Annotated in this window: 15 protein-coding genes; 12 read left to right on the forward strand and 3 right to left on the reverse strand. The window is 73.0% G+C overall.

Translation table 11 applies throughout. The annotated features are described in order from the left end of the window. The first annotated feature begins 743 nt into the window (after nt 1–743). From AC4IJH_RS24300 to AC4IJH_RS24310, 3 genes are all read left to right on the forward strand, one after another. The gene (locus AC4IJH_RS24300) at nt 744–1,589 is read left to right on the forward strand and encodes an arylamine N-acetyltransferase family protein (protein ID WP_490853947.1); all 846 of its coding nucleotides are present in this window, start codon (nt 744–746) and stop codon (nt 1,587–1,589) included. Nucleotides 1,590–1,940: 351 nt separating this feature from the next. Continuing rightward, the gene (locus AC4IJH_RS24305; protein ID WP_490853948.1) at nt 1,941–3,545 is read left to right on the forward strand and encodes an AMP-binding protein; all 1,605 of its coding nucleotides are present in this window, start codon (nt 1,941–1,943) and stop codon (nt 3,543–3,545) included. Further along, nucleotides 3,542–5,170 (forward strand): FAD-dependent monooxygenase, encoded by a 1,629-nt coding sequence (locus AC4IJH_RS24310; RefSeq protein WP_490853949.1) that lies wholly within the window; start codon nt 3,542–3,544, stop codon nt 5,168–5,170. The genes AC4IJH_RS24305 and AC4IJH_RS24310 overlap by 4 nt, the downstream gene beginning before the upstream one ends. A gap of 166 nt (nt 5,171–5,336) precedes the next feature. On the opposite strand, the gene AC4IJH_RS24315 is transcribed toward AC4IJH_RS24310, so the two are convergent. Then, a complete protein-coding gene (locus AC4IJH_RS24315) occupies nt 5,337–5,768 on the reverse strand; it encodes a hypothetical protein (RefSeq protein ID WP_490853950.1) in 432 nt (143 codons plus the stop codon). Nucleotides 5,769–6,173: 405 nt separating this feature from the next. Here AC4IJH_RS24315 and wrbA point away from each other — a divergent pair, with 405 nt between their 5' ends. From wrbA to AC4IJH_RS24360, 9 genes are all read left to right on the forward strand, one after another. After that, nucleotides 6,174–6,791, forward strand: coding sequence for an NAD(P)H:quinone oxidoreductase (wrbA, locus tag AC4IJH_RS24320; RefSeq protein ID WP_490853951.1), 618 nt, complete (start codon nt 6,174–6,176; stop codon nt 6,789–6,791). A 1-nt stretch (nt 6,792) separates the two neighbouring features. Next, nucleotides 6,793–8,439, forward strand: a complete 1,647-nt coding sequence (locus tag AC4IJH_RS24325) for a carboxylesterase/lipase family protein (RefSeq protein WP_490853952.1) — start codon at nt 6,793–6,795, stop codon at nt 8,437–8,439. A gap of 89 nt (nt 8,440–8,528) precedes the next feature. Further along, nucleotides 8,529–10,091: a pyruvate dehydrogenase (acetyl-transferring) E1 component subunit alpha gene (pdhA, locus tag AC4IJH_RS24330; protein WP_490853953.1), complete on the forward strand. Its 1,563-nt coding sequence runs from the start codon at nt 8,529–8,531 to the stop codon at nt 10,089–10,091. Between the two features lie 74 nt (nt 10,092–10,165). After that, on the forward strand, nt 10,166–11,131 hold the full coding sequence (locus tag AC4IJH_RS24335; protein ID WP_490853964.1) for an alpha-ketoacid dehydrogenase subunit beta: 966 nt from the start codon (nt 10,166–10,168) through the stop codon (nt 11,129–11,131). Beyond that, nucleotides 11,128–12,585 carry a dihydrolipoamide acetyltransferase family protein gene (locus AC4IJH_RS24340; RefSeq protein ID WP_490853954.1) on the forward strand — a complete coding sequence of 486 codons (1,458 nt, stop codon included), beginning with the start codon at nt 11,128–11,130 and terminating at the stop codon, nt 12,583–12,585. The genes AC4IJH_RS24335 and AC4IJH_RS24340 overlap by 4 nt, the downstream gene beginning before the upstream one ends. 464 nt (nt 12,586–13,049) lie before the next feature. Continuing rightward, on the forward strand, nt 13,050–14,291 hold the full coding sequence (locus AC4IJH_RS24345; RefSeq protein WP_490853955.1) for an MFS transporter: 1,242 nt from the start codon (nt 13,050–13,052) through the stop codon (nt 14,289–14,291). 97 nt (nt 14,292–14,388) lie between these two features. Then, nucleotides 14,389–15,267, forward strand: coding sequence for an arylamine N-acetyltransferase family protein (locus tag AC4IJH_RS24350; protein WP_490853956.1), 879 nt, complete (start codon nt 14,389–14,391; stop codon nt 15,265–15,267). A gap of 127 nt (nt 15,268–15,394) precedes the next feature. Then, entirely contained in the window at nt 15,395–16,603 is a 1,209-nt protein-coding gene (locus AC4IJH_RS24355) for an FAD-dependent monooxygenase (protein ID WP_490853957.1), read from the forward strand. A 156-nt stretch (nt 16,604–16,759) separates the two neighbouring features. Beyond that, nucleotides 16,760–17,224, forward strand: a complete 465-nt coding sequence (locus AC4IJH_RS24360) for a carboxymuconolactone decarboxylase family protein (protein WP_490853958.1) — start codon at nt 16,760–16,762, stop codon at nt 17,222–17,224. A 150-nt stretch (nt 17,225–17,374) separates the two neighbouring features. On the opposite strand, the gene AC4IJH_RS24365 is transcribed toward AC4IJH_RS24360, so the two are convergent. Further along, a complete protein-coding gene (locus AC4IJH_RS24365) occupies nt 17,375–18,721 on the reverse strand; it encodes a multidrug effflux MFS transporter (protein WP_490853959.1) in 1,347 nt (448 codons plus the stop codon). Then, nucleotides 18,718–20,331 (reverse strand): FAD/NAD(P)-binding protein, encoded by a 1,614-nt coding sequence (locus tag AC4IJH_RS24370; protein ID WP_490853960.1) that lies wholly within the window; start codon nt 20,329–20,331, stop codon nt 18,718–18,720. The genes AC4IJH_RS24365 and AC4IJH_RS24370 overlap by 4 nt, the downstream gene beginning before the upstream one ends. Nucleotides 20,332–20,571: the final 240 nt, after the last annotated feature.

Raw genomic sequence — 20,571 nt, forward strand, 5'->3', positions numbered from 1 at the left:
GCCTCGGCACGCGGACGGTTGGTGATGTTCGAACTCGACGGGTAGCAGGCCGCCAGCCAACCTCCCAAAGGCTGCTGAGACAGCTCATGTACCGACAAGTGACCCCGCGCGGGTCCGTCAAGTCGGTACGCCGCCCGATGCGGACCCACCGGCGCCGGATTCGCGTGCCGTACGGCGAACACCGGATCGGGCCCTTCGCGCGACCTGACGGACACCCGGACCCGGGTTTGACTCCCCCCGGACAACCGGCCCAGCATGGCCGCGTCCGGGGCCGCCGAGGCGGCGCCGCGCCCCGAGGCGATCGCTCACGCGGTGTGGCTGTACCACCGTGTCCCGCTGCCGTCCCGCCTGGACATCCTGTGACGCACCCGCGCGACGCGGCCGCGGCGGAGCGGTTCCTCCGCACCCACATCGAGGACCTTCGGACCGGAACCTTCCGTACGCGCCCCACGTGGCCGTCAGGGGCGAGCTGTGCGGCCCCGTGGCCGCACACCCTCTGCGCACCCACCAACTCACCGCTCACATCGTGAGCTTGACCCTGCGTCGGCACCGGCTGCGCGCCCTGGTGTTCCGGAGCATCGGCTACCGGAACCTGAGGCGCCTGACGGACGTCGCCGACCACTTGACGGACCCAGCACGGTTCATTGGGGTTCCCCAGGGGCGAACCGCACTCTTCGAAGTGTGTCCCCCCACCCTCGTCCGCGCGCTTCGCCACCTTGTCCACACTTTTGAGAGGCCTTACCATGACCCAGCACGACGCCCTGCCCGCCCCGCCCGGTTCCGAGCCCGGCTGGGAGGCCGAACTCCTCGATCTGGACGCCTACTTGGCGCGTATCGGCTACGAGGGCCCCCGTACGGCCACCGTCGAGACGCTCCGTGCGCTGCACCGAGCCCACCTCGCCGCCATCTCCTTCGAGAACGTCACCATCGCGCTCGGTGAGGCCGTCGACATCGGTATCGAAGCCATTCAGGCGAAGATCGTGGGTGCCGGGCACGGCGGCTACTGCTACGAGAACAACCTGCTGTTCGCCGCGGCGCTGGAGCGCCTGGGCTTCCCGGTCTCCCGCCTGCTGGCCCGTGTGCGCCGGGGTGTCGCGCCGATCCGCTGGCGTTCGCACACCGTCCTGCTGGTGGAGGCCGGCGGCGAGGTGTGGCTGGCGGACGTCGGCTTCGGTGACGAGGGCCCGCTGGAGCCGGTCCCCTTCGACGCCGGTGCGCAGCTGACGGTCGGCGACTGGACCTGGCGTCTGGACCAGGAGGGCGACGACTGGATTCTGCGCAGCATGCACGCCGACGGCTGGTTCGACGTGTTCGCGCTGCGTCTGGAGCGCCAGTACCCGATCGACTACCAGGTGGCGAACCACTATTCGTCCACCCACCCGCGCTCGCCGTTCGTCGGCAACGTGGTCGCCCAGCGGCCGGAGCCCGAGGCGCGCTACAGCCTGGTGAACCACTCCCTGGCGAAGACGTTCCCGGACGGCCGCACGGAGCGCTCCGAGCTCAGCGGTGAGGAAGTGGTGCGGGCGCTGCGCGACATCTTCCTCATCAACCTCACCGACGACGAGGCCAAGCTGCTGCGCGACCGCTAGGGTCCGGCTGACCAACCGGCGCCGCCACGGCGCCGGTTCACGCCGGTCGCACCGCTCACCGCCCTTTGCAGCGGAGCCTCACAGTGGGCCCGGTGGCCCCACTCCGGCCCGGAGAGGGTGCGGGCCCCGGAGCCGGCCGGGGCCCCGACGCAGGCCCGGTGCCCCGGTCCCCGTGCACCCGCACGCTGATGACCTGCCGGCCCGATAGGCCCCGCGAGCAGGTCGAACCCACCCCTGATCAGGCCGCCGAGCCTCGCGCGGCCTGTGCCGTGACCGGTACCGGACGGACCGGGACCGATCGCGCCGACCGCCGCCCCTTGCCCCGACCACCTTCGCCGAGGACGGATCTCGATGTCCCGTACCCACGCTCGTCCCCATACCCGTACCCACGCCCATGTCCGCAACGACGGCCTGTACCTCGGACTCGTACCCGAGCAGGCGGCAGCCGACCACCCCGGCACCCCGCTGGAGCTCGACCACGACCTGGACGTCTTCCCCGAGGCCGGCCGCCGCCTGACGGCGTTCGAGCTGGCCGGGTTCGTCGACGACGTCGCCGCCCGGCTGTGGGCCGCCGGAGTCCGCCCCAGCGAGCACGTCGCGGTGTACAAGGCCTCCAACTTCGACATCTACGTGCTGGCCACCGCGGCCGCGCGCATCGGGGCCGTCCCCGTCATGCTCTCCCCGGCCCTGGACGGCAAGAGCGTCACCGCGCTGCTGGACCGCCTCGACCGGCCCCACCTGATCACCGACGAGGGAAAGCTCGACAACGAGCTGGCCGACGTGCCGCTGGCCGACCTCGCCGACGTGGTGGTCAACGCCACCGGATCGCGGCCCGGCACCGTCGCCCTCGCGGACCTGGCCGGCTCTCCGCGCCGCTCCCCGGTGCTGCTGGACCCGGACCTCCCGGCCCTGATGACCCACACCTCGGGCACCACGGGCCTGCCCAAGCTGGTGGTCCACTCGGCTCGCAGCCTGCGCGGCCGCTACCGCCCGCAGAAGCGGCTCGTCTCGCTGATCCGCGGCAAGGAAACCGTCGCCATCCACGTCAGCTACGTGCACTCCAGGCTCTACCTGATGCTCGCCATGGTGCTGCCCCGCGCCTTCCCGGTCGTCGTGATGAGCCACGCGGACCCCAAGCGCACCGCGGAGCTGTTCGCCAGGACCCGTCCCGGTCTCATCGAGACCCACCCCAACTCCTTCATGGAGTGGGAGGAGCTGGCGGACGACCCGCGCCGGCCGTTCGCCGGCGTGAAGTACTTCAGCAGCACGTTCGACGCCATTCACCCCGGCACCATGGACCGGCTCCTGAAGGCCTCGGACCGCTTCGCCCCGCTGTTCTTCCAGATCTACGGGCAGAGCGAGTGCGGCCCCCTGGTCGGCCGCGGCTACTCGCTCAAGAACGCCCACAAGGCCGACGGCCGGTGCCTGGGGTACGGGATGCCGGGCATCACCAAGTTCCGTCTCGTGGGCCGCGAGGGACACAAGCCCTCGCGTGAGCACCCCGGTTACATCGACGTCTACACCCCGGGCCGTGCGGTGACGTACTACGGGGAGAAGGAGCGCTTCGAGAAGCAGGTGGTCGGCAAGTGGTGGCGCGGTGGTGACATCGGCTACCGCACCAAGTGGGGCTGCCTGCACCTGCTCGACCGCGAGGTCGACGTCATCCCCGGCATCCACAGCACGCTGGAGTTCGAGGACGCCGTGCTCGGGCGCATGAAGGACCTGGCCGAACTGGTCCTGGTCCCCGGCCCGGACAAGGAGCCGCAGCCCGTCGTGTGCACCCGCGGCGACCAGCCCCTGGACCTGGAGCGCTGGCGCGCCGCCGTGGCGGGCTTCCCGCCGATGGCGGACCCGCTGCAGATGCCGCTGTCCGAGCTTCCCCGCACGGCCACGATGAAGGTCCAGCGCCTCGCGCTGGCCCGTCGGCTGGCCGAGCAGTCGGGGCGTGCCGCATGAGCGCCGCCGAGCCGAAGACACCCACCCCGGGCAGCGGTTCCCCGGACACCGGCGTCGACGTCCTGGTGGTCGGCAGCGGACCCACCGGACTCCTCGCCGCCTGCGAACTGCTGCGCCGCGGCGTACGGGTGCGGATCATCGACCGTGCCGAGACGCCCCTCAACGTCCCCAAGGCCCTGTCGCTGTGGCCGCGCGCCCACGACATCCTGGAGGACCTCGGGCTGCGCGAGGGCCTGAACGACGCCTCGGTGCGCATCAACGCCTTCAGCTACTTCTCCGACCGCAAGCCGCTGGCCTCGTTCGACTTCCCCGAGGAGCTGGCCCCGCGCCACCTCCCGCAGCCCGAGACCGAGCGGCTGCTCACCAGCAGGCTGCACGCCCTGGGCGGGAAAGTGGAGCGCGGCGTACGGCTCCTCGCCCTGGACGACGTGGACTTCTCCGGCCGGATCACTGCGGACGGCTCTGTCACCGCCATCCTGGAGCAGCGGGACGGGACGGTGGAGCGGGCCCGGGTGCCGTTCGTCATCGGCGCGGACGGCGCGGGCAGCGCGGTGCGCGGCCAGCTCGGCATCGGCTTCGCCGGGGGCACCTACGAGATGGCGTTCGCGCTCATCGACGCCCGCATCGAGGGCTACCTGCCGGCCGACGAGGTCCTCTACTACCAGGCGCCCACCGGCACCCTGGTGATCGTGCCGCAGCCCGACGGGGTCTTCCGCTTCCTGTCGGTCATGCCCGGCGGTACGGGCGAGGCGACCGTGCCGATGATGCAGAAGCTCATCGACGAGCGCGGCCCGCGCGGCGTACGGCTCGCCGAACCGGTCTGGCAGACCGTCTTCCGCGTCCACGCCCGCCATGCCACCGACTTCCAAGTGGGCCGGGTGTTCCTGGCCGGTGACGCCGCGCACGTGCACAGCCCGGCCGGCGGGCAGGGCATGAACAACGGTCTGCAGGACGCGCACAACCTCGCCTGGAAGATCGCGGCCGTCGTGCACGGCCGGTCACCGGCCGAACTGCTCGCGACGTACGGTCCCGAACGCGCGGAGACCACCCGGCGCATCGTCCGCGACACCGACGTGCAGACCCGCGCCTGGATGGCGGGCAGCAGGGCCCGCATCCTGGCCCGGGACACCCTCTTCCGGATCCTCGACCGCACCGGCGCGGTGTCGCGGCTGTACGCCCCGGTGATGGCGGGCCGACGGTTCGCCTACGAGCCCGAGCGGCCCACTCAGCTTCCGTCGGGCCCCGGTTGCGGTCCGCGCAAGCGGCTGCCCGGCACGCCGCAGGTGGGCGGGCTCTTCCCGCGCCGCGCGGCCCTCTCGCACGGCTTCGCGGGCGCCGGGGCGGACCCGGCCGCCTGGACCCTGGTGGTCACGGACGGCGCCGAGCACGGCGAACTGGCCAGGATCACGGCCCGCTTCCCCCAGGTGCGCACCGTGCGCCTGCGGGCGCGCGACGCCGCCCGCACCCTCGGCTGCCGTCGTGCGGGCCACTGGCTGGTCCGCCCCGACGGGCACATCGCCGCGCACGGCCACGCGGCCGACCTGGACCGGCTGGAGACGGAACTGGCGGCCGCGCTGCTTCCGTCGGCCACCGGCACCGCCGGCTCGGCGAAGGGTGCCCGGTGACCGGCGCACCCACCGTGGCGGTCACCTGCCGGCCTCGGCCTGCGCCGCGCCCGACGGTGCGGCCCAGGCCGCGGGCCGGGCCGCGCCGCAGTCGGCGGCGAGCGGCATGAAGGCGTCCGCGCCCGCGGGAAGGGGAGCGGGGGAGGGGCGGCAGGGAGGGGGAGCGTCAGCCCGTCTTGAGGATGATGGCCACGGCCACCGCGGCGGCCAGGAGGAGCAGGGTGGCCTGCAGCAGGCGGAAGCGGCGCAGCTGGCCGGACTCCAGCTGGGCGTAGGCGTCGTAGTGGGGGGATTCGGGGAGGAACGGGGCCGGGGCGGGGCAGGGGCCGTGGTGGCGGAAGCGGAAGTACAGGGTGCGGCCGCGGCGTTCGGTGGTGTCGTACGCGTAGCCGTGGCGGTGCGCGACGCGGGCCAGCGCCTCGCGGTCGAGGCCGGCGGCGCCGAGGGCGATCTCCACCTCGGGTGCGCCGGTGAACAAGCGTGCGGCTTGTTCCATACGGACGGTCCGGGGGCGCAGGAAGCGCCCGTACTCCACTGTCGCCAGGATGGCGGCCATCAGCAGCAGCGCTGCCATGATCGCCCACTCCGCATTGCTCACTTGGCTGCTCCTCCTGGGGCATTCCGGTTCCGGTGCGACGTGACCATGAAGTGCCGACCCTAGCGACCCTGATGGCGCGTAAAGGTGGGTGGGGCACGGCGGGTTCGGTGGTCTCAGCTGTCGCGTCAGGTGCGCCGCGTACCGTGCGTCGCAGGGCGAAAGGGGTGCGCCGAAGGGTGGATCGGCGCCTGGAAAAGGGCAGTTGACCTCGCCGGATGCCCTTCGCGGGGCGCTGCGGCGGGGCAGCTGATGTACTAGCCCCGCAGTTGACACAGTGCGGCATCGTGCATTGGCCGTCGAGCGGGCCACGACACAGGATCTGGCCAGTAACCGCCGCTCGGGGCAGTGCCGCCGGGTCGTCGGGAGCCTTCCCGTACCCCTACCTACCGCAGGGACTTCGCTGCCATGACCAATGTCGCTGTCATCTATTACTCCTCCACGGGCAATGTGCACCGCCTCGCCGAGGCCGCCGCGGCCTCCGCCCAGCAGGCCGGCGCGCAGGTGCGGCTGCGCAAGGTCGCCGAGCTGGCTCCCGAGCAGGTCATCGCGGCCACCCCGGACTGGGCGCGGCACGCCGAGGCGACCAAGGACATACCGGTCGCCGCCGTGGAGGACCTGGAGTGGGCGGATGTGGTGCTCTTCGGCACGCCCACCCGATTCGGCCAGTGCGCCTCCCAGCTCAAGCAGTTCATCGACACCACCGGCGGCATCTGGTTCCAGGGCAAGCTCGTCAACAAGGTCTGCTCGGGCTTCACTTCGACGACGTCCGCCCACGGCGGCCAGGAGTCCACGCTGCTGGCGCTGAACAACACCTTCTACCACTGGGGCGCCATCATCGTGCCGCCGGGCTTCGCCGACCCCATCCAGTTCGCCCCGGACAACGGCAACCCGTACGGCACCAGCAGCGTCTCGGCCAACACCGCGGCCAACGTCAGCGAGGACAACCTCAAGGCCATCGAGTTCCAGGCGCGCCGCTGCGTGGAGATCGCCGCCGCCCTCAAGTCCGGCCTCAAGGCCGCCTGATATGACCTCGGCCACGATACGGCGGCGCTCCTTCCTCATCGGCGCGGCCACCACAGCAACCGCACTCGCCCTGCCGACGAGGACCGCCGTAGCGCGGCCGCAGGTCACCGGCACCGTAGAGGTACGCACCACCGCGGGCGTGATCGCGGGCGAGCGGACCGGACAGATCACGGCGTTCCGGGGAGTGCCCTACGCGCAGCCCCCGGTGGGGCCGCTGCGGTTCGCCGGGCCCCGCCCTCCGGTGCCCTGGAGCGGCGTACGGGACGCCACCCGGTACTCCGCCCCCTTCCTGCAGCCCAACGGCACCGGCAGCGAGGACGCGCTGTACGCGAACGTGTGGACGCCGGGCACCACCGGCTCCCGCCCGGTCATCGTCTACATCCACGGCGGCGGCTGGCTCACCGGGTCGGGCAGCCTGCCCAGCTCGGACGGGGCGCGGCTGGCCGCCCGCGGCGACGCCGTCGTCATCACCTTCAACTACCGCCTGGGCGCCTTCGGGTTCGGCCTGCACGAGGCCCTCGCCGACGCCGAAGGCTCCATCGCCAACTGGGGCGTACAGGACCAGATCGCGCTGCTGCGCTGGGCGCAGGCGAACGCGGCGGCCTTCGGCGGCGACCCGGGCAACATCACCCTGGCCGGCACCTCCGCGGGCGGCGCCAACACGTATCACCTTTCCCTCCTGCCCCAACTGCGCGGCATCATCCGCCGGATCGTACCGATCAGCGCCATGCACGTCTGGAATCCCTCCAGTTCGCTCACGCCCGCGGACTCCCGCACGGTGTACGAGGCGATGGCCGAGCAGCTGGGCACGGACGTCAAGGGGCTGCGGGGCGCCCCGGCGGCGCAGCTGCACAGCGCCTGGCTCAAGATCTTCTCGGGCAGTCCGACGGCGCGGATCGTGGGCAGCGGGCGCGAGTACCGCGGCCCGGTCGTGGACGGCAGGTGGTTCAAGGCCTTCGACTACCAGCAGCCCTCGCCCGGCGTTCCGGTGATGTCCGTCCACACCCGTACCGAGGGGTCCTTCTTCACCGCTCCGGGCGCGGGCCAGACCACCATCCCGCCGGCCCCCACCAACGACACCGAGCTGCGCGAGTCGGTCCGCATGGTGCTGCACAAGGGCGCGGCGAACGTCACCGACGCCCAAGTGGACGCCGTCATCGGCGCGTACCGCAAGGCAGCGGCGGCCGAGGGCCTGCCGCAGGACCCGCTGTCGCTCTACACCGAGATCTGGGGCGACGGGCTCTTCCGCTACCAGATCGTGCGCCTCGCCGAGCGCCACGCGCGCCAGGGCACCTCCCCGCAGTACGTCATGGAGTTCGCCCACCCGGTCAACGCGCCCAACTTCGGCACCCCGCACGACGCCACCTCCAAGTTCCTCTTCGGCACCTACGGGCTGCCGGAGAACGCCCCGGTCTTCGGCAACGGGCCCCTGGAGCAGCGGGTCTCGGAGACGTTCATGGACGTCGTGGCGTCCTTCGCGCGCGGGCGCGCCCCCTCCAGCACGAACGCCCCGGCCTGGCCGGTGTTCACCCCGGACCGGCCCAGCACGCTGATTCTGGGCGGGCCCGACGTGGCACGGATCGCACGCACGCCCAAGTCGGCGCAGCTGCGCTACTGGGACACCGCGGGCTGGGTGCCCAAGCCCTGACGGGCCACCGGCGGGCCCGCCCGATCGCGCGGGGCCCGCCCCCGACGAGTGCACCACCCACCGGAAGGACACGAGATGGAGATGTCCCGATGAGCCGCCGCGTTCTTGTGCTCAACGGCCCCAACCTCGGGCGCCTGGGAACGCGCGAACCCGAGGTGTACGGATCGGGGACCTACCGGGACCTGGTCACGCAGTGCACCGCGCTGGGCGACCGGCTCGGCCTGGCGGTGGAGGTCCGCGCGACCGACGTGGAGGGCGAGCTGATCCGCTGGCTGCACGAGGCCGCGGACGGTGAACTGCCCGTCGTCCTCAACCCGGGCGCCCTCACCCACTATTCGTACGCGCTGCGCGACGCGGTCGCCCAGCGCACCGCCCCGCTCATCGAGGTGCACCTGTCCAACCTGCACGCCAGGGAGGGCTTTAGGCACACCTCGGTCATCGCGCCCGTCGCCAGCGGGACCATCGCGGGCCTGGGCTTCGACTCCTACCGGCTGGCGCTGCGGGCGATCGCCGGAACCGAGGAAGCGGACGGGGAAACAGAGCTGTCGGTCAGTCAGATCGCGGTGGGCGGCGCCGAGTTGCTGCCCTCCGCCGAGCCCGTACAGCTCATCGATGCGCAGGGGCGGCCGGTGGCGCACGGGAGCTACCAGCGGCCCTCGCCGCAGGTCCTCAAGCGCGCCTACGCGGCCCTGGTGAGCGGGCGCCGCTTCGACAAGCAGGCGGCCACCCTCGCCCGGCAGGGCCGGCTGGCGGTCTACCCGTCCTCGCGCGGCCAGGAGGCGTGCCAGGTGGGCGCGGCTCTCGCACTGGCCGACGGGGACTGGCTCTTTCCCACCTACCGCGACTGCGTCGCCGTCGCGGCGCGCGGCGTGGACCAGGTGGAGACGCTGACGCTGATGCGCGGGGACTGGCACTGCGGCTACGACCCCGTACGGCACCGCATCGCGCCCCAGTGCACCCCGCTGGCCACCCAGGCGCCGCACGCCGTGGGCCTGGCCTACGCGGCCCAGCTGCGCGGCGAGGACACCGTGGCGATGGTCCTCATCGGCGACGGCGCCACCAGCGAGGGCGACTTCCACGAGGCGCTCAACTTCGCGGCCGTCTTCCGCGCCCCCGTCGTCTTCTTCGTGCAGAACAACGAGTACGCCATCTCCGTACCCCTGGACCGGCAGAGCGCGGCGCCCTCCCTTGCGCACAAGGGCATCGGCTACGGCATGCCGGCCGAGCGGGTGGACGGCAACGACGCGGCGGCCGTGCTCGGCGTCCTGGGACAGGCCGTGGAACGGGCCCGCGCGGGCGGCGGACCGACCCTCGTGGAGGCCCACACCTACCGCATGGAGCCGCACTCCAGCGCCGACGACGACCTGCGCTACCGGGAGGCCGACGCCGTACAGGAGTGGGCCGGGCGCGATCCCATCGCCCGCCTGGAGGCCTATCTCACCGCCCAGGGCGCCCTGAGCGCGGCCGAGGTCCAGGAGATCGCCGAGCAGGCCGAGGCGCGCGCCGCCGACCTGCGCGAGCGCATGGGAGACGAGCAACTCCCGGAAGTGGACGACCTGTTCCGGCATGTGCGCTGGAGCACCACCCCCCGACTCGCCGGGCAGCAGGCGCTGCTGGCCGAGGAACTCGCCCTGGAGGAGGAACTGACGTGACGATCACGACGGGGGAGACCCGTACCGCCCACCGCGCCCAGACGGCCCCCGGCCCGCCGCCGCCCGCCCTCTCGATGGCCCAGGCGCTGAACCGGGCCCTGGCCGACGCGCTGGCCGAGGACGACTCGGTGGTCGTCTTCGGCGAGGACGTCGGCCGGCTCGGCGGGGTCTTCAGGGTCACCGACGGACTGACCGCCGACTTCGGCGAGCGCCGCTGCTTCGACACCCCGCTCGCGGAGTCGGGCATCGTGGGCATGGCCGTCGGCATGGCGATGAACGGCTTCAGGCCGGTGGTGGAGATGCAGTTCGACGCGTTCGCGCTGCCCGCCTTCGAGCAGGTCGTGGGCCATGTCGCCAAGATGCGCAACCGCACCCGCGGCCGGCTGCCGCTGCCCATGGTGATCCGCATCCCGTACGCGGGCGGCATCGGCAGCGTCGAGCACCACAGCGACTCCTCCGAGGCGTACTACGTCCACACCCCCGGGCTGACGGTCGTCGCGCCGTCCAGCCCGGCCGACGCCTACAGCCTGCTGCGGGAGTCCATCCGCTACCCGGACCCGGTGGTCTTCCTCGAACCCAAGCCGCTGTACTGGGCCAAGGAGGTTGTCGAACTGCCGGTGCACACCGAGCCGATCGGCCACGCGGTGGTGCGCAGGGCGGGCACCGATGTGACGCTGCTGACCTACGGCCCGTGCGTGCCCGCCGCTTTGGAGGCGGCCGAGATCGCCGCCGAGGAGGGCCGCAGCCTGGAGGTCGTGGATCTGCGCTCCCTGGTGCCGCTGGACGAGGACACCGTGATCGAGAGCGTACGGCGCACCGGCCGGGCGGTCGTCCTGGCCGAGGCCCCCGGCTTCGCGAGCGTCGCCTCGGAGATCTCGGCCCTGGTCGCCGAGCGCTGCTTCCACTCGCTGCTGGCCCCGGTCGCCCGGGTCACCGGGCTGGACATCCCCTACCCGCCGCCGAGCCTGGAGCGCCACCACCTGCCCGGCACCGACCGCATCCTGGACGTGGTGGACACCCTCCAGTGGGAGCAGACATGAGCGCCGCCACCGCCCGGTTCCGCCTCCCCGACCTGGGGGAGGGGCTGACCGACGCCGCGATCGTGCGGTGGCTGGTGGCCGCCGGCGACGAAGTGGCGGTGGACCAGCCGGTGGTGGAGGTGGAGACGGCCAAGGCGACGGTGGAGGTTCCGGTGCCCTACGCCGGGCTCGTCGTGGAGTTGCACGCCGCGGAGGGGGACTCCCTCGCGGTGGGAGCGCCGCTGATCTCCGTACAGGAGAGGGGAGTCGAGGGCGGTGGGCAGCCGTCCGGGGAGCCGGGCGAGGACCGCGCGGCCGCCGAGGAGGCGGCGGAGGGGGCATCGGGGGCGGTGCTCGTGGGGTACGGCACGCCGCCCGCCGGGGGAGGGCGACGACGGCGCAGGCGCCGCGCGCGGACGGCCGGGGCCGAGACGGCTGCCGCGCCCGCGCCGGGGGCGCCGCCGCGGGTGCTGTCCCCCGTCGTACGGCGACTGGCCACCGATCTGGCGGTGGACCTCGCGGGCGTACGCGGCACGGGCCCGGGCGGGACCGTCACGCGTACCGACGTGGAGGCGGCGCACCGGCCGGGCGTCAACGGGTCCGCTCCGGGCAGGGGGACGGCGCCGGTCAACGGGACCGCTCCGGCCAGTGGCGCCGCGCTGTTGAACGGGTCCGCTCCGGTCAACGGCACCGCGGCCGTCAACGGCTCCGCGTCGCTCACGGCACCGGCGCCCGTGAACGGCACCGCGCCCGTCGGCGGCCGCGCCCCCGCCACGCCCCGCGGCCCCGCCGTCGCCGAGCGCGGCCCCTTGCGCGGGCTGCGCAGGGCGACCGCCGACAAGCTCGCCCGCAGCCTCGAAGTCCCCGACGCCACGGTGTGGGTGGACGTGGACGCCACCGAGTTCGTCGCGCTGCGCGAGCGGCTGCGCGCGTCCCGCGGCGCGGCGGCACCCGGCCTGCTGGCCCTCCTCGCGCGCTTCGCCGTCGCGGGTCTGCGGCGCCACCCGGAGCTGAACTCCTCCGTACAGGAAGGGGAGTTGATCCGTTACGCCGAGGTGAACCTGGGCATCGCCACCCAGACCGACGACGGCCTGGTGGTCCCGGTCGTGCGCGCCGCCGACCGGCTCGGCGCCCAGGATCTGCACGCCCAGGCCCGCCGGCTCACCGAGGCGGCCAGGTCGGGCACCCTCGGCTCCGCGGACCTGACCGGCGGCACCTTCACCCTCAACAACTATGGCCGGTACGGCGTGGACGGCAGCTCGGCGATCATCAACCCGCCCGAGGCGGCGATCCTGGGCATCGGCCGCATCATCGAACGGCCCTGGGCGGTGGACGGGCAGCTCGCCGTACGCAAAATCGCCCAGCTCTCGATCGTCTTCGACCACCGGGTGTGCGACGGCACCGCGGCGGGCGGCTTCCTGCGCTTCGTCGCCGACTGCGTCGAGGACCCGCTGAGCGCACTCGCGGATCTCTGAAGTCGGCCCCGGCGTCTTGCCGTCGCCGCCGGAGTGCGTACCGTGCGCCCGCACTGCCCCGTGACCGGGACCATCCCCAGGTCACGGGGCAGTTCCGGCCAAGGCGCCGGAGGCGGGGCGGCCCGGCTTTGCCCGGCCGTGACCTGATGGAGTCCGCGCTGATCTGACGGATTGAGCCCATGCCCGTGGTGGAGGCTGGCGCTCCGGCGCAGGATCTGGATCGTCACCGTCGGCTTTCGGCCACGCTCCACGGGGAGGGCCGGCACTCACTCTCCGCGATCCCCACTCGCCCACCGGAACGGCGCATCCGGCCACCCGACCCCACCGGGTGACACGTATCGCCGCCGTATTGGCGCAGCGGCGCACGACGGCACACGGCGGTTTCCGCCCCACGTCCCGCCGCTCACCGCCCCACCTCACCGGCGCGGCACGGTCCGCGCCCCTAAGACGAAGAGAGCCAACCTATGAACTCCTCCGGTGACGGGCAGGCAAGGCAGGCGCCGTTCGTCGCGACCGTGGTGACGGCGGCCCTGGTGGGCCTCCTTCTTGCCAGCCAGGCCTATATGACCATCCCGCTGATGCCGCACCTCGCCGAGGCCTGGCACACCTCGCAGTCCTCCGCGGCCTGGGCCACCACCGCCTTCGCCATCGCCTACGCGTGCGGCTCGCTGATCAGCGGGCCGGTGTCCGACCGCTACGGAAGGCGCTTCCTGGTCGCCGCGAGCATCGCGCTGATGGCCGTGGCCACCGCCCTGCTGCCGCTGGCCGGATCGATGGCCACCGGCTGCGCGATACGCGCCGTCCAGGGCCTGCTGGCCGGAGTCTTCGCGCCCGTCGTCTACGCCTACCTCGGCGAGCGCCTGGCGCCGCGCCACATCCCGGTGGCGCTGACGGCGATCTCCGCCGTACTGGGCGGCGCCCTGGTCTTCGGCCAGGTCGCCGCCCAGCTCGTGGAGTCCGCGGCCGGCTGGTCCGCGGTCTTCTGGGTCTGTGCGCCGCTGCTGCTGATCGGCGCGCTGGCACTGGGCAAGGTCATGCTGCCGGACGCGCCGGCGGGCGAACGCCACGCCGGACACCAGGGAGCCGCCCCCACCGGCACCCTGCGCTCCATCCGCCTGGTCCCGCTCTTCGTCACCGCCCTGGCCGTCCTGGGCTGCCTGACCGCCGTCTACACCGGCGTCCAGCTGTACGGCCCGCCGGAGCTGGTCGGCAACCCCGACGCCATGCTCGTGCTGCGCGCCTGCGCCCTGCCCGCGCTGCTGGTCGCCATCGTGCTGGCGCCCCGGCTGGCCGGAATCCCGCCGCTGCGGCGGGCGGCCGGAGCCCTGGTCGTGGCCGCAGTCGGCATGCTCGGCGCGGCGGGGCTCGCCACCAGTACGGTCGGGCTGGGCATCGCGCTCTTCGTCGCCATGCTCGGCGCGTCCACCGCGGGCCCCGCGCTCGTGGAGGCCGTCGGCAACGGCGCGGGCGCGGCCCGCGGCACCGCCATCGCCGTCTACAGCTTCATCCTCAACCTCGGAGCGGGCCTGGGAGCCCAACTGCCGCTGGCGCTCGACGAGTTCGAGCACCTGGCGCTGCTGCTGGCGGTGGTGTGCGCGCTCGGCGTCACCCTGGTCGCCCTCGCCGCCCGCCGCTCCCGCGCCGGCGCCCGGGCCGCCGAAGTCCCCGAGGCCGCCGAGGTCACCATCGCCCAGCGGGTGTCCTGAACGCCGCAGGACCGGGCCGTTCCCCTCCCTGCTGCTCCCCTCTCCCCCTCTGCCCCTCTCTTCGACACACCCATGTCACTGACCGAAAGGCCGCACGATGACCACTGCCCAGTCCACCGCCGCGCCCGACGCCCAAGGAGAGTGGGGCACCGAACAGCTGGACCTGGACGCCTATCTCGCCCGTATCGGCTATGACGGCCCCCGTACCCCGACCGTGGAGACCCTCGTCGCGCTGCACCGCGCGCACGTGGCACACATCTCCTTCGAGACCGTGGGCCTGGCGCTGGGCACCCCGGTCCAGCTCGACCTCAAGACCCTCCAGGAGCGCATCGTCGAGCGCGGGCACGGCGGCTGCTGCCTGGAGAACAACCTCCTGTTCGGCGCCGTACTGGAGAGCCTGGGATTCACCGTGACCCGGCTGCTGGCCCGGGTGCGCCGGGGCAACCCCGCCATCCGCTACCGCTCGCACGCCGTCCTGCTCGTCGAGGCGGGCGGGCGGCGCTGGCTGGCGGACGTCGGCTTCGGCGACGAAGGGCCGCTGGAGCCGCTGATCCTGGAGGACGGTGCGCAGCTGACGGTCGGGGAGTGGACCTGGCGCCTCGACCTGGAGGGCGAGGACTGGATCCTGCGCTGTCTGCACACCGACGGCTGGTTCGACGTCTTCTCCGTCGACCTCCAGCCGCAGCACTGGATCGACTTCCAGATGTCCAACTTCTACACCTGCAACAACCCCGCCTCGCCGTTCATGGGCCAGCTGGTCGCCCAGCGCCCCGACACCGAAGTACGCCATGTCCTGCGCAATCACGTCCTGGTGACGCAGCACCCCGACGGCCGGCGCGAGCACGCCGAGCTGACGGGCGGGGAGGTGGTGCGCGCCCTGCGCGAGACCTTCCGCGTCACGCTCACCGATGAGGAGGCCAAGGCCCTGAGCCAGCGATTCTCGGCCGCACCCCCGGCTACGGGCGGGGCTTCGTGAGGCGCCGCCACCCGGCGGCCGCCAGATTCTTTTCCTCTCCGGCCGGTGCCCACGCCCTCGGCGCCGATCCGATCCGCGCCGCCTCAGCACGTGCCAGCTTCGAATCAGGAACGACGGGGGAGTAACCATGTCTCATGTCATCGTTGTCGGTGGTGGAATAGGCGGCCTGGCCGCGGCGCTGAGCGTCGCCCGGCACGGGCACCACGTCACCGTCCTGGAGCGCGCCGACCGCTTCGCCGAGATAGGCGCCGGCATCCAGCTCGCCCCCAACGGACTGCACGCCCTGGACCTGCTGGGCCTCGGGGACGCGGCGCGGGCCGGCGCCGTGCACATGGACGAACTGCGCTTCATGGACGCCGTCTCCGGCGAGCATGTGAAGAGCATGCCGCTCACCGGCGCCTACCAGCAGCGCTTCGGCAACCCCTACGTCGTGGTGCACCGCGCGGAACTGCACACCCTGCTGCTCAACGAGTGCCTCGCCGCGCAGAACATCGCGCTGCGCAGCGACTGCACCGCCACCGGTTACGAGCAGGACAGCCGCCGTGCCGCGGTGGTGCTCAGCACCGGCGAACGCGTCGTCGGCGACGCGGTGATCGGCGCCGACGGCGTCAACTCCAACATCCGCCGCCAGCTGGTCGGCGACGGTGAGCCGCGCATCTCCGGCATCACCATCTACCGCGCGGTCATCCCGATGGAGCAGGTGCCCGAGGAGCTGCGGTTCGCCAAGTCCGTGGCGTGGTGGGCCGGTCCCGGCTGCCACTTCGTGCACTACCCCATCGCCGGCGGCAGCTCCTTCAACGTGGGGGCCAGCAGCCACAACGGTGTACGCGAGGCCATCGCGGGAGCCCCGGCGGGCCGCGAGGAAGTGGCGCGCGAATTCGCCGCGATGGGGGCCACCGCCCGCCGCCTGCTCGATCTGGGCGAGGGCTGGAGGTCCTGGACGCTGGTGGACCGCGACCCGGTGAGCCGCTGGACCGACGAGCGGGTCGTCCTGCTCGGCGACGCGGCGCACCCGATGCTGCACTACGCGGCGCAGGGCGCCTGCCAGAGCCTGGAGGACGCCGTGGTCCTCGGGGACCTCCTGGACTGCCGGGCCAGCGAGTTCGTGCAGCGCTTCGAGAAGTACAACGCGCGGCGGCGAGAGCGCACCGCCTCCATCCAGCTCGCCGCCCGCGACAGCACCCGGCTGTGGCACCCCGGGGGCGAGGCGGCCAAGGCCCGCAACGCCCTGCTGGCCTCCATGACCGAGGCCGAACTCCACGACCAGGTGGCGTGGATGCACGGCGTACGGGACTTCCGCGCGGTGAGCGCCTACGCCGGGACCGTACAGATCTGACCCCGCGCGCGCTGCGCCGACTCCCCTTCCGAGACTTCCGGGCTCCCCTCAACTCCCCACGCCACAGCGGCCCTTGGCGCGCCGTGGCCCCTCGCCCCCCCCTCGGCCCCCTTGGTCTTCTTCCCGATACGAACCCGACGAACGGAGCTCGACCGCATGTCCTCCCACGCCCGTCAGCACACCCCGCGCATGGACTTCCGCAAGCTGGTCCCCGAGATCTCCCAGGCGCTCCTGGACCTGGACGAGGTCGTGCTCAAGGGCATGGACCAGTCCCTCAAAGAGCTGGTCAAGATCCGCGCCTCGCAGCTCAACAAGTGCGCGTTCTGCATCAACATGCACGTCAAGGCGGCCCGTAAGGCAGGGGAGAGCGACGCCAGGCTGGACCTCCTGCACGTGTGGGAGGAGACCTCCGGCGTCTACACCGACAAGGAGCGCGCGGCGCTCGCCCTGACCGAGACCATCACCGAGCTGGACAACGGCGTACCGGACGCGGCCTACGACCGGGCGGCGGAGCACTTCGAGGACCGGGAACTCGCCCAGCTCATCTCCCTCATCCTGACCATCAACTCCTGGAACCGGCTCATGATCACCACGCGGATGCAGCCGCTGCGCTGGGGCTGACCGGCACCGACCGCCCCTCGGGCAGCGGAGTGTACGGAAAAGCCCGTGGCTCCCCCGGACCGTATCCGGGGGAGCCACGGGCTTCGTCGTGCTCGGTGCGGCGGTGCTTGGTGCGGCGGTGCAGCGGTGCGGCGGTGCAAGGGTGCGGGGTCAGGAGCCGGCCACGGAGGGGGTCGAGGCCGGAGCGGGAGCCTGGTCCTGGCCCGCCGAGACCTGCTCGCGGCCCGCGGAGGCCGCCACGGCGGGCGTCCGCGCCGCCTGTGACGCTGCGGCCCCCCGCCCGCGCCGCAGCGCCGCGTAGCCGCCCAGCAGCCAGCACGGGGCGGCGATCAGCAGCGCCACGGTCAGCGCGCCGGGCCGTTCCACCGCCGAGGCGAGCTGTCCGTACAGCGCTCCGGAGGCCATCTGGGTGGCGAAGAACAGCCCCGAGGCCAGGCCCGCGTTGGTGCTCACCGCCTCCAGGGAGCTGGCCTGCGCGGTCGGGAAGACGGCGCCCACCCCCACCATCACCGCGGCCATGCCGACGGTGAACGCCACCGGGTCGGTGGGGAAGGCCGCCGCCAGCCCGACCAGGGCCGTCGCGGCGATGCCCGCACAGATCCCGGCGCTGCGCATCATGCGCGGCGCCGACCAGCGCGAGGCGAGGCGCCGGGCCGCGGTGCTGCCCACCACATAGCCGACGACCACACACCCGTACGCCGCCGCGAAGCCGACCGGGCCCATGCCCATCCGGCCCTGGAGCAGCAGCGAGGAGAGCATGGTGAAGACGAAGTAGCCGCACCAGGCCAGGCTGATGGCGATCGCGGCGGACCGGAAGGGCCGGTTGCGCAGCACCTCCCCGTACCCCTTGCGGATACGGCCGGCGGACAGCCGTACGGCGCTGTCGGGGCGCAGTGTCTCCGGTACGGCCACCGCGACCGCCGCCAGGACCACCGCGCCGCCCGCCAGCATCAGGGCGAAGGACGCCCGCCAGGAGGCGTGCGAGACCAGCAGGCCGCCCAGCAGCGGCGATACGGCGGGGGTGACGGCCAGACCGGTGGACAGGTACGTCAGGGCCGCCACCCGGCGCTGCGGCGCCAGCACATCCTTGATGATCAGCCGGGCGACCACGGTCCCCGCGCAGCCGCCCAGCGCCTGCAGGAAGCGCAGGATGTCCAGCTGCCAGACGGTCTGGGCCACCAGCGAGCCCGCGGTGACCACCGCGTACAGCGCGAGCCCGGACAGCAGCACGGGCCGCCGTCCGAAGCGGTCGGCGAGCAGCCCCGCCGTCAGCATGCTCAGCGCGTACCCGGCCATGTAGGCCACCAGGGTCTGCTGGATGGCGCCTTCGGTGGAGCCGAGGTCGACGGCCATCTGCGGCAGCGCGGGCACGTACATGCCCACCGCCAGCTGGGGCAGGCACACCAGCGAGACCAGGACGCAGATCAGCGTCCGGCCGCCGCGGGTGCGCCGCGCGTCACCGCGTTCGCGGTGGGTGCCGCTCGGCGGCCGCGTCATGCCACCGCCACCTTGAGCTGACCGGCCCGCTCGGCGTCGGCCCGGCCCGGCAACAGCAGGGCGGTGCGCGCCGCCTGACGGGCCACCATCTCCATCGAGCTGGTGTAGTAGAACGTGCCGGCCGTCAGGTTGCCGATGACGCGGATGCGCGGGTCGGGGGTGCCGTCCGCGTCGATCAGCGCGTGGTCCTCGGTGACCGCGAGGCCGCCGTAGGGGTGCGCGCGGGCCAGCCCCTGGTTGATCAGGGACGCGGTCAGCGGCATCGCGCGCAGCCCGGCCACGCCCGGGTCCGGGCCCACCGCGCTGATGACGACGTCGTACTCCCTGATGCCGGGGCCCCCTTCGTCGAAGAGGTAGTCCTCGGCGCTGAGGGACTCGTCGGGCCCCTGCGCGAGGACGGCGTAGAAGGTGCCGTCCGCGTAGGCGCCGACGTGCTGCAGGCCGCCGCTGACGATGAGCTTCCCGGCGTCCATGAGGTCCAGCAGGAACTGGGCGTTGACCCGGGGCATGGGGTTGCGCAGGTTCGTCAGCGGGCGGTGGTAGCGCTCGAACAGCCGCCGCTGCTCGGAGGCGCGCAGCAGCCGCCAGGCGCACTCCACGGCCGGGTTGGTCGCGGCCAGCAGCTGCTGCCAGCGGGCGATGTCCGGCTCCTGGCCCGCGAGTTGGCGGCGCAGCGCGGGCGCGGCGCCGCCGGTGAAGCGGGCCAGCTCCAGGGCCCGGGCCAGCGGCGGAAGCCGGTGCCCCGCGTCGCGCTGGAGCAGCTCGGTGAGGTCCTCCAGAGTCAACCCGCCCTTGCGGTCGGCGAGTTGGTTCAGGTTGTCGGTGGTGAAGTGGGTGAGTGGCGCGGTGGGCAGTCCGGCGCGCACCCGCGGCAGCATGCCCGTACGCGAGAGCAGGTGCGGCGGGCGCCGGTGGCCGGACCTGGCGAGGGCCACGGCGATGTCGACGGCGGTCAGCCCGGTGCCCAGGACGGCGACGGAGGCGTCGACGGGTATCTGCTGGACGAGCCGGCACAGCGGGAACGGGTCGCGGAAGTAGTGGGGGGAGCCCTCCAGGTGGTAGATGTCGGGCTGCGGCGGCGACCCCATCGCCAGCACCAGTTCGTCGGCGACCCAGGTCTTTCTGGCCCGGGTCACCAGCCGGACGGGCTGGGTGGGCAGCAGGTTGACGACCTCGTCCTGGATCACCGAGACGTCCACCCCCAGCAGTCTCAACTGCCGTACGGAGATGGCGAACTGGTCGGCGAGATAGCGGCCGAAGGTGGGCCGCCCGGGGAACTGGTCGTGCGCGTGGCGCGGGTCCTCCGCGCCCGGCCCCGGCCCCTTGCCCTCGCCCGCCCGCCAGCGGCCGAAGTGCTCGGGGTCGGCGCTGGACACCGACATCTGGCCCGCCTCGCGGTTGATGCGGGCCGAGGCCAGGTCGTCGCGGTAGACGGCGCCGGGCCCCGGTGTGCGCGAGGGCTCGAAGATCAGGATGTTGCGGGGGACGGGCGCGCCGTCCTCCGCTTTTTCCGCCAGGGAGTGCAGGAGCGCGGTCGTGGCCCCGCCGGCCCCGACGATGGCGAGGGTGCGGGGAGCGGAGGAGGGCGCTGCGTACATATGGCTCGGCAAGTCACTTCTCCTTGGAGAGGGGATAAATCAGACTCCGGGGGTGACTGAGCCATACTGGCTCGGCCCTCGCCGACGCTGCCCGTCTCCTGCGAGGCTTTGTCATCTTGTGGCCGCCGGCCTCCGCACGTCCTCCAGGAAACCCGCTGCGGCCTGCACGAACGCGGTGGCCGGCACCCACGGCAAGACGACCACCACCTCCATGCTGGCCGTCTCCCTGGCCACCCTCGGCCTGGACCCGTC

The organism is Streptomyces sp. UF-297 (assembly GCF_058245575.1).

Coding starts and splice junctions, on each gene's coding strand:
- AC4IJH_RS24300 (WP_490853947.1), top strand. CDS start 744: ATGACCCAGCACGACGCCCTGCCCGCCCCGCCCGGTTCCGAGCCCGGC.
- AC4IJH_RS24305 (WP_490853948.1), top strand. CDS start 1,941: ATGTCCCGTACCCACGCTCGTCCCCATACCCGTACCCACGCCCATGTC.
- AC4IJH_RS24310 (WP_490853949.1), top strand. CDS start 3,542: ATGAGCGCCGCCGAGCCGAAGACACCCACCCCGGGCAGCGGTTCCCCG.
- wrbA (WP_490853951.1), top strand. CDS start 6,174: ATGACCAATGTCGCTGTCATCTATTACTCCTCCACGGGCAATGTGCAC.
- AC4IJH_RS24325 (WP_490853952.1), top strand. CDS start 6,793: ATGACCTCGGCCACGATACGGCGGCGCTCCTTCCTCATCGGCGCGGCC.
- pdhA (WP_490853953.1), top strand. CDS start 8,529: ATGAGCCGCCGCGTTCTTGTGCTCAACGGCCCCAACCTCGGGCGCCTG.
- AC4IJH_RS24335 (WP_490853964.1), top strand. CDS start 10,166: ATGGCCCAGGCGCTGAACCGGGCCCTGGCCGACGCGCTGGCCGAGGAC.
- AC4IJH_RS24340 (WP_490853954.1), top strand. CDS start 11,128: ATGAGCGCCGCCACCGCCCGGTTCCGCCTCCCCGACCTGGGGGAGGGG.
- AC4IJH_RS24345 (WP_490853955.1), top strand. CDS start 13,050: ATGAACTCCTCCGGTGACGGGCAGGCAAGGCAGGCGCCGTTCGTCGCG.
- AC4IJH_RS24350 (WP_490853956.1), top strand. CDS start 14,389: ATGACCACTGCCCAGTCCACCGCCGCGCCCGACGCCCAAGGAGAGTGG.
- AC4IJH_RS24355 (WP_490853957.1), top strand. CDS start 15,395: ATGTCTCATGTCATCGTTGTCGGTGGTGGAATAGGCGGCCTGGCCGCG.
- AC4IJH_RS24360 (WP_490853958.1), top strand. CDS start 16,760: ATGTCCTCCCACGCCCGTCAGCACACCCCGCGCATGGACTTCCGCAAG.
- AC4IJH_RS24365 (WP_490853959.1), bottom strand. CDS start 18,721: ATGACGCGGCCGCCGAGCGGCACCCACCGCGAACGCGGTGACGCGCGG.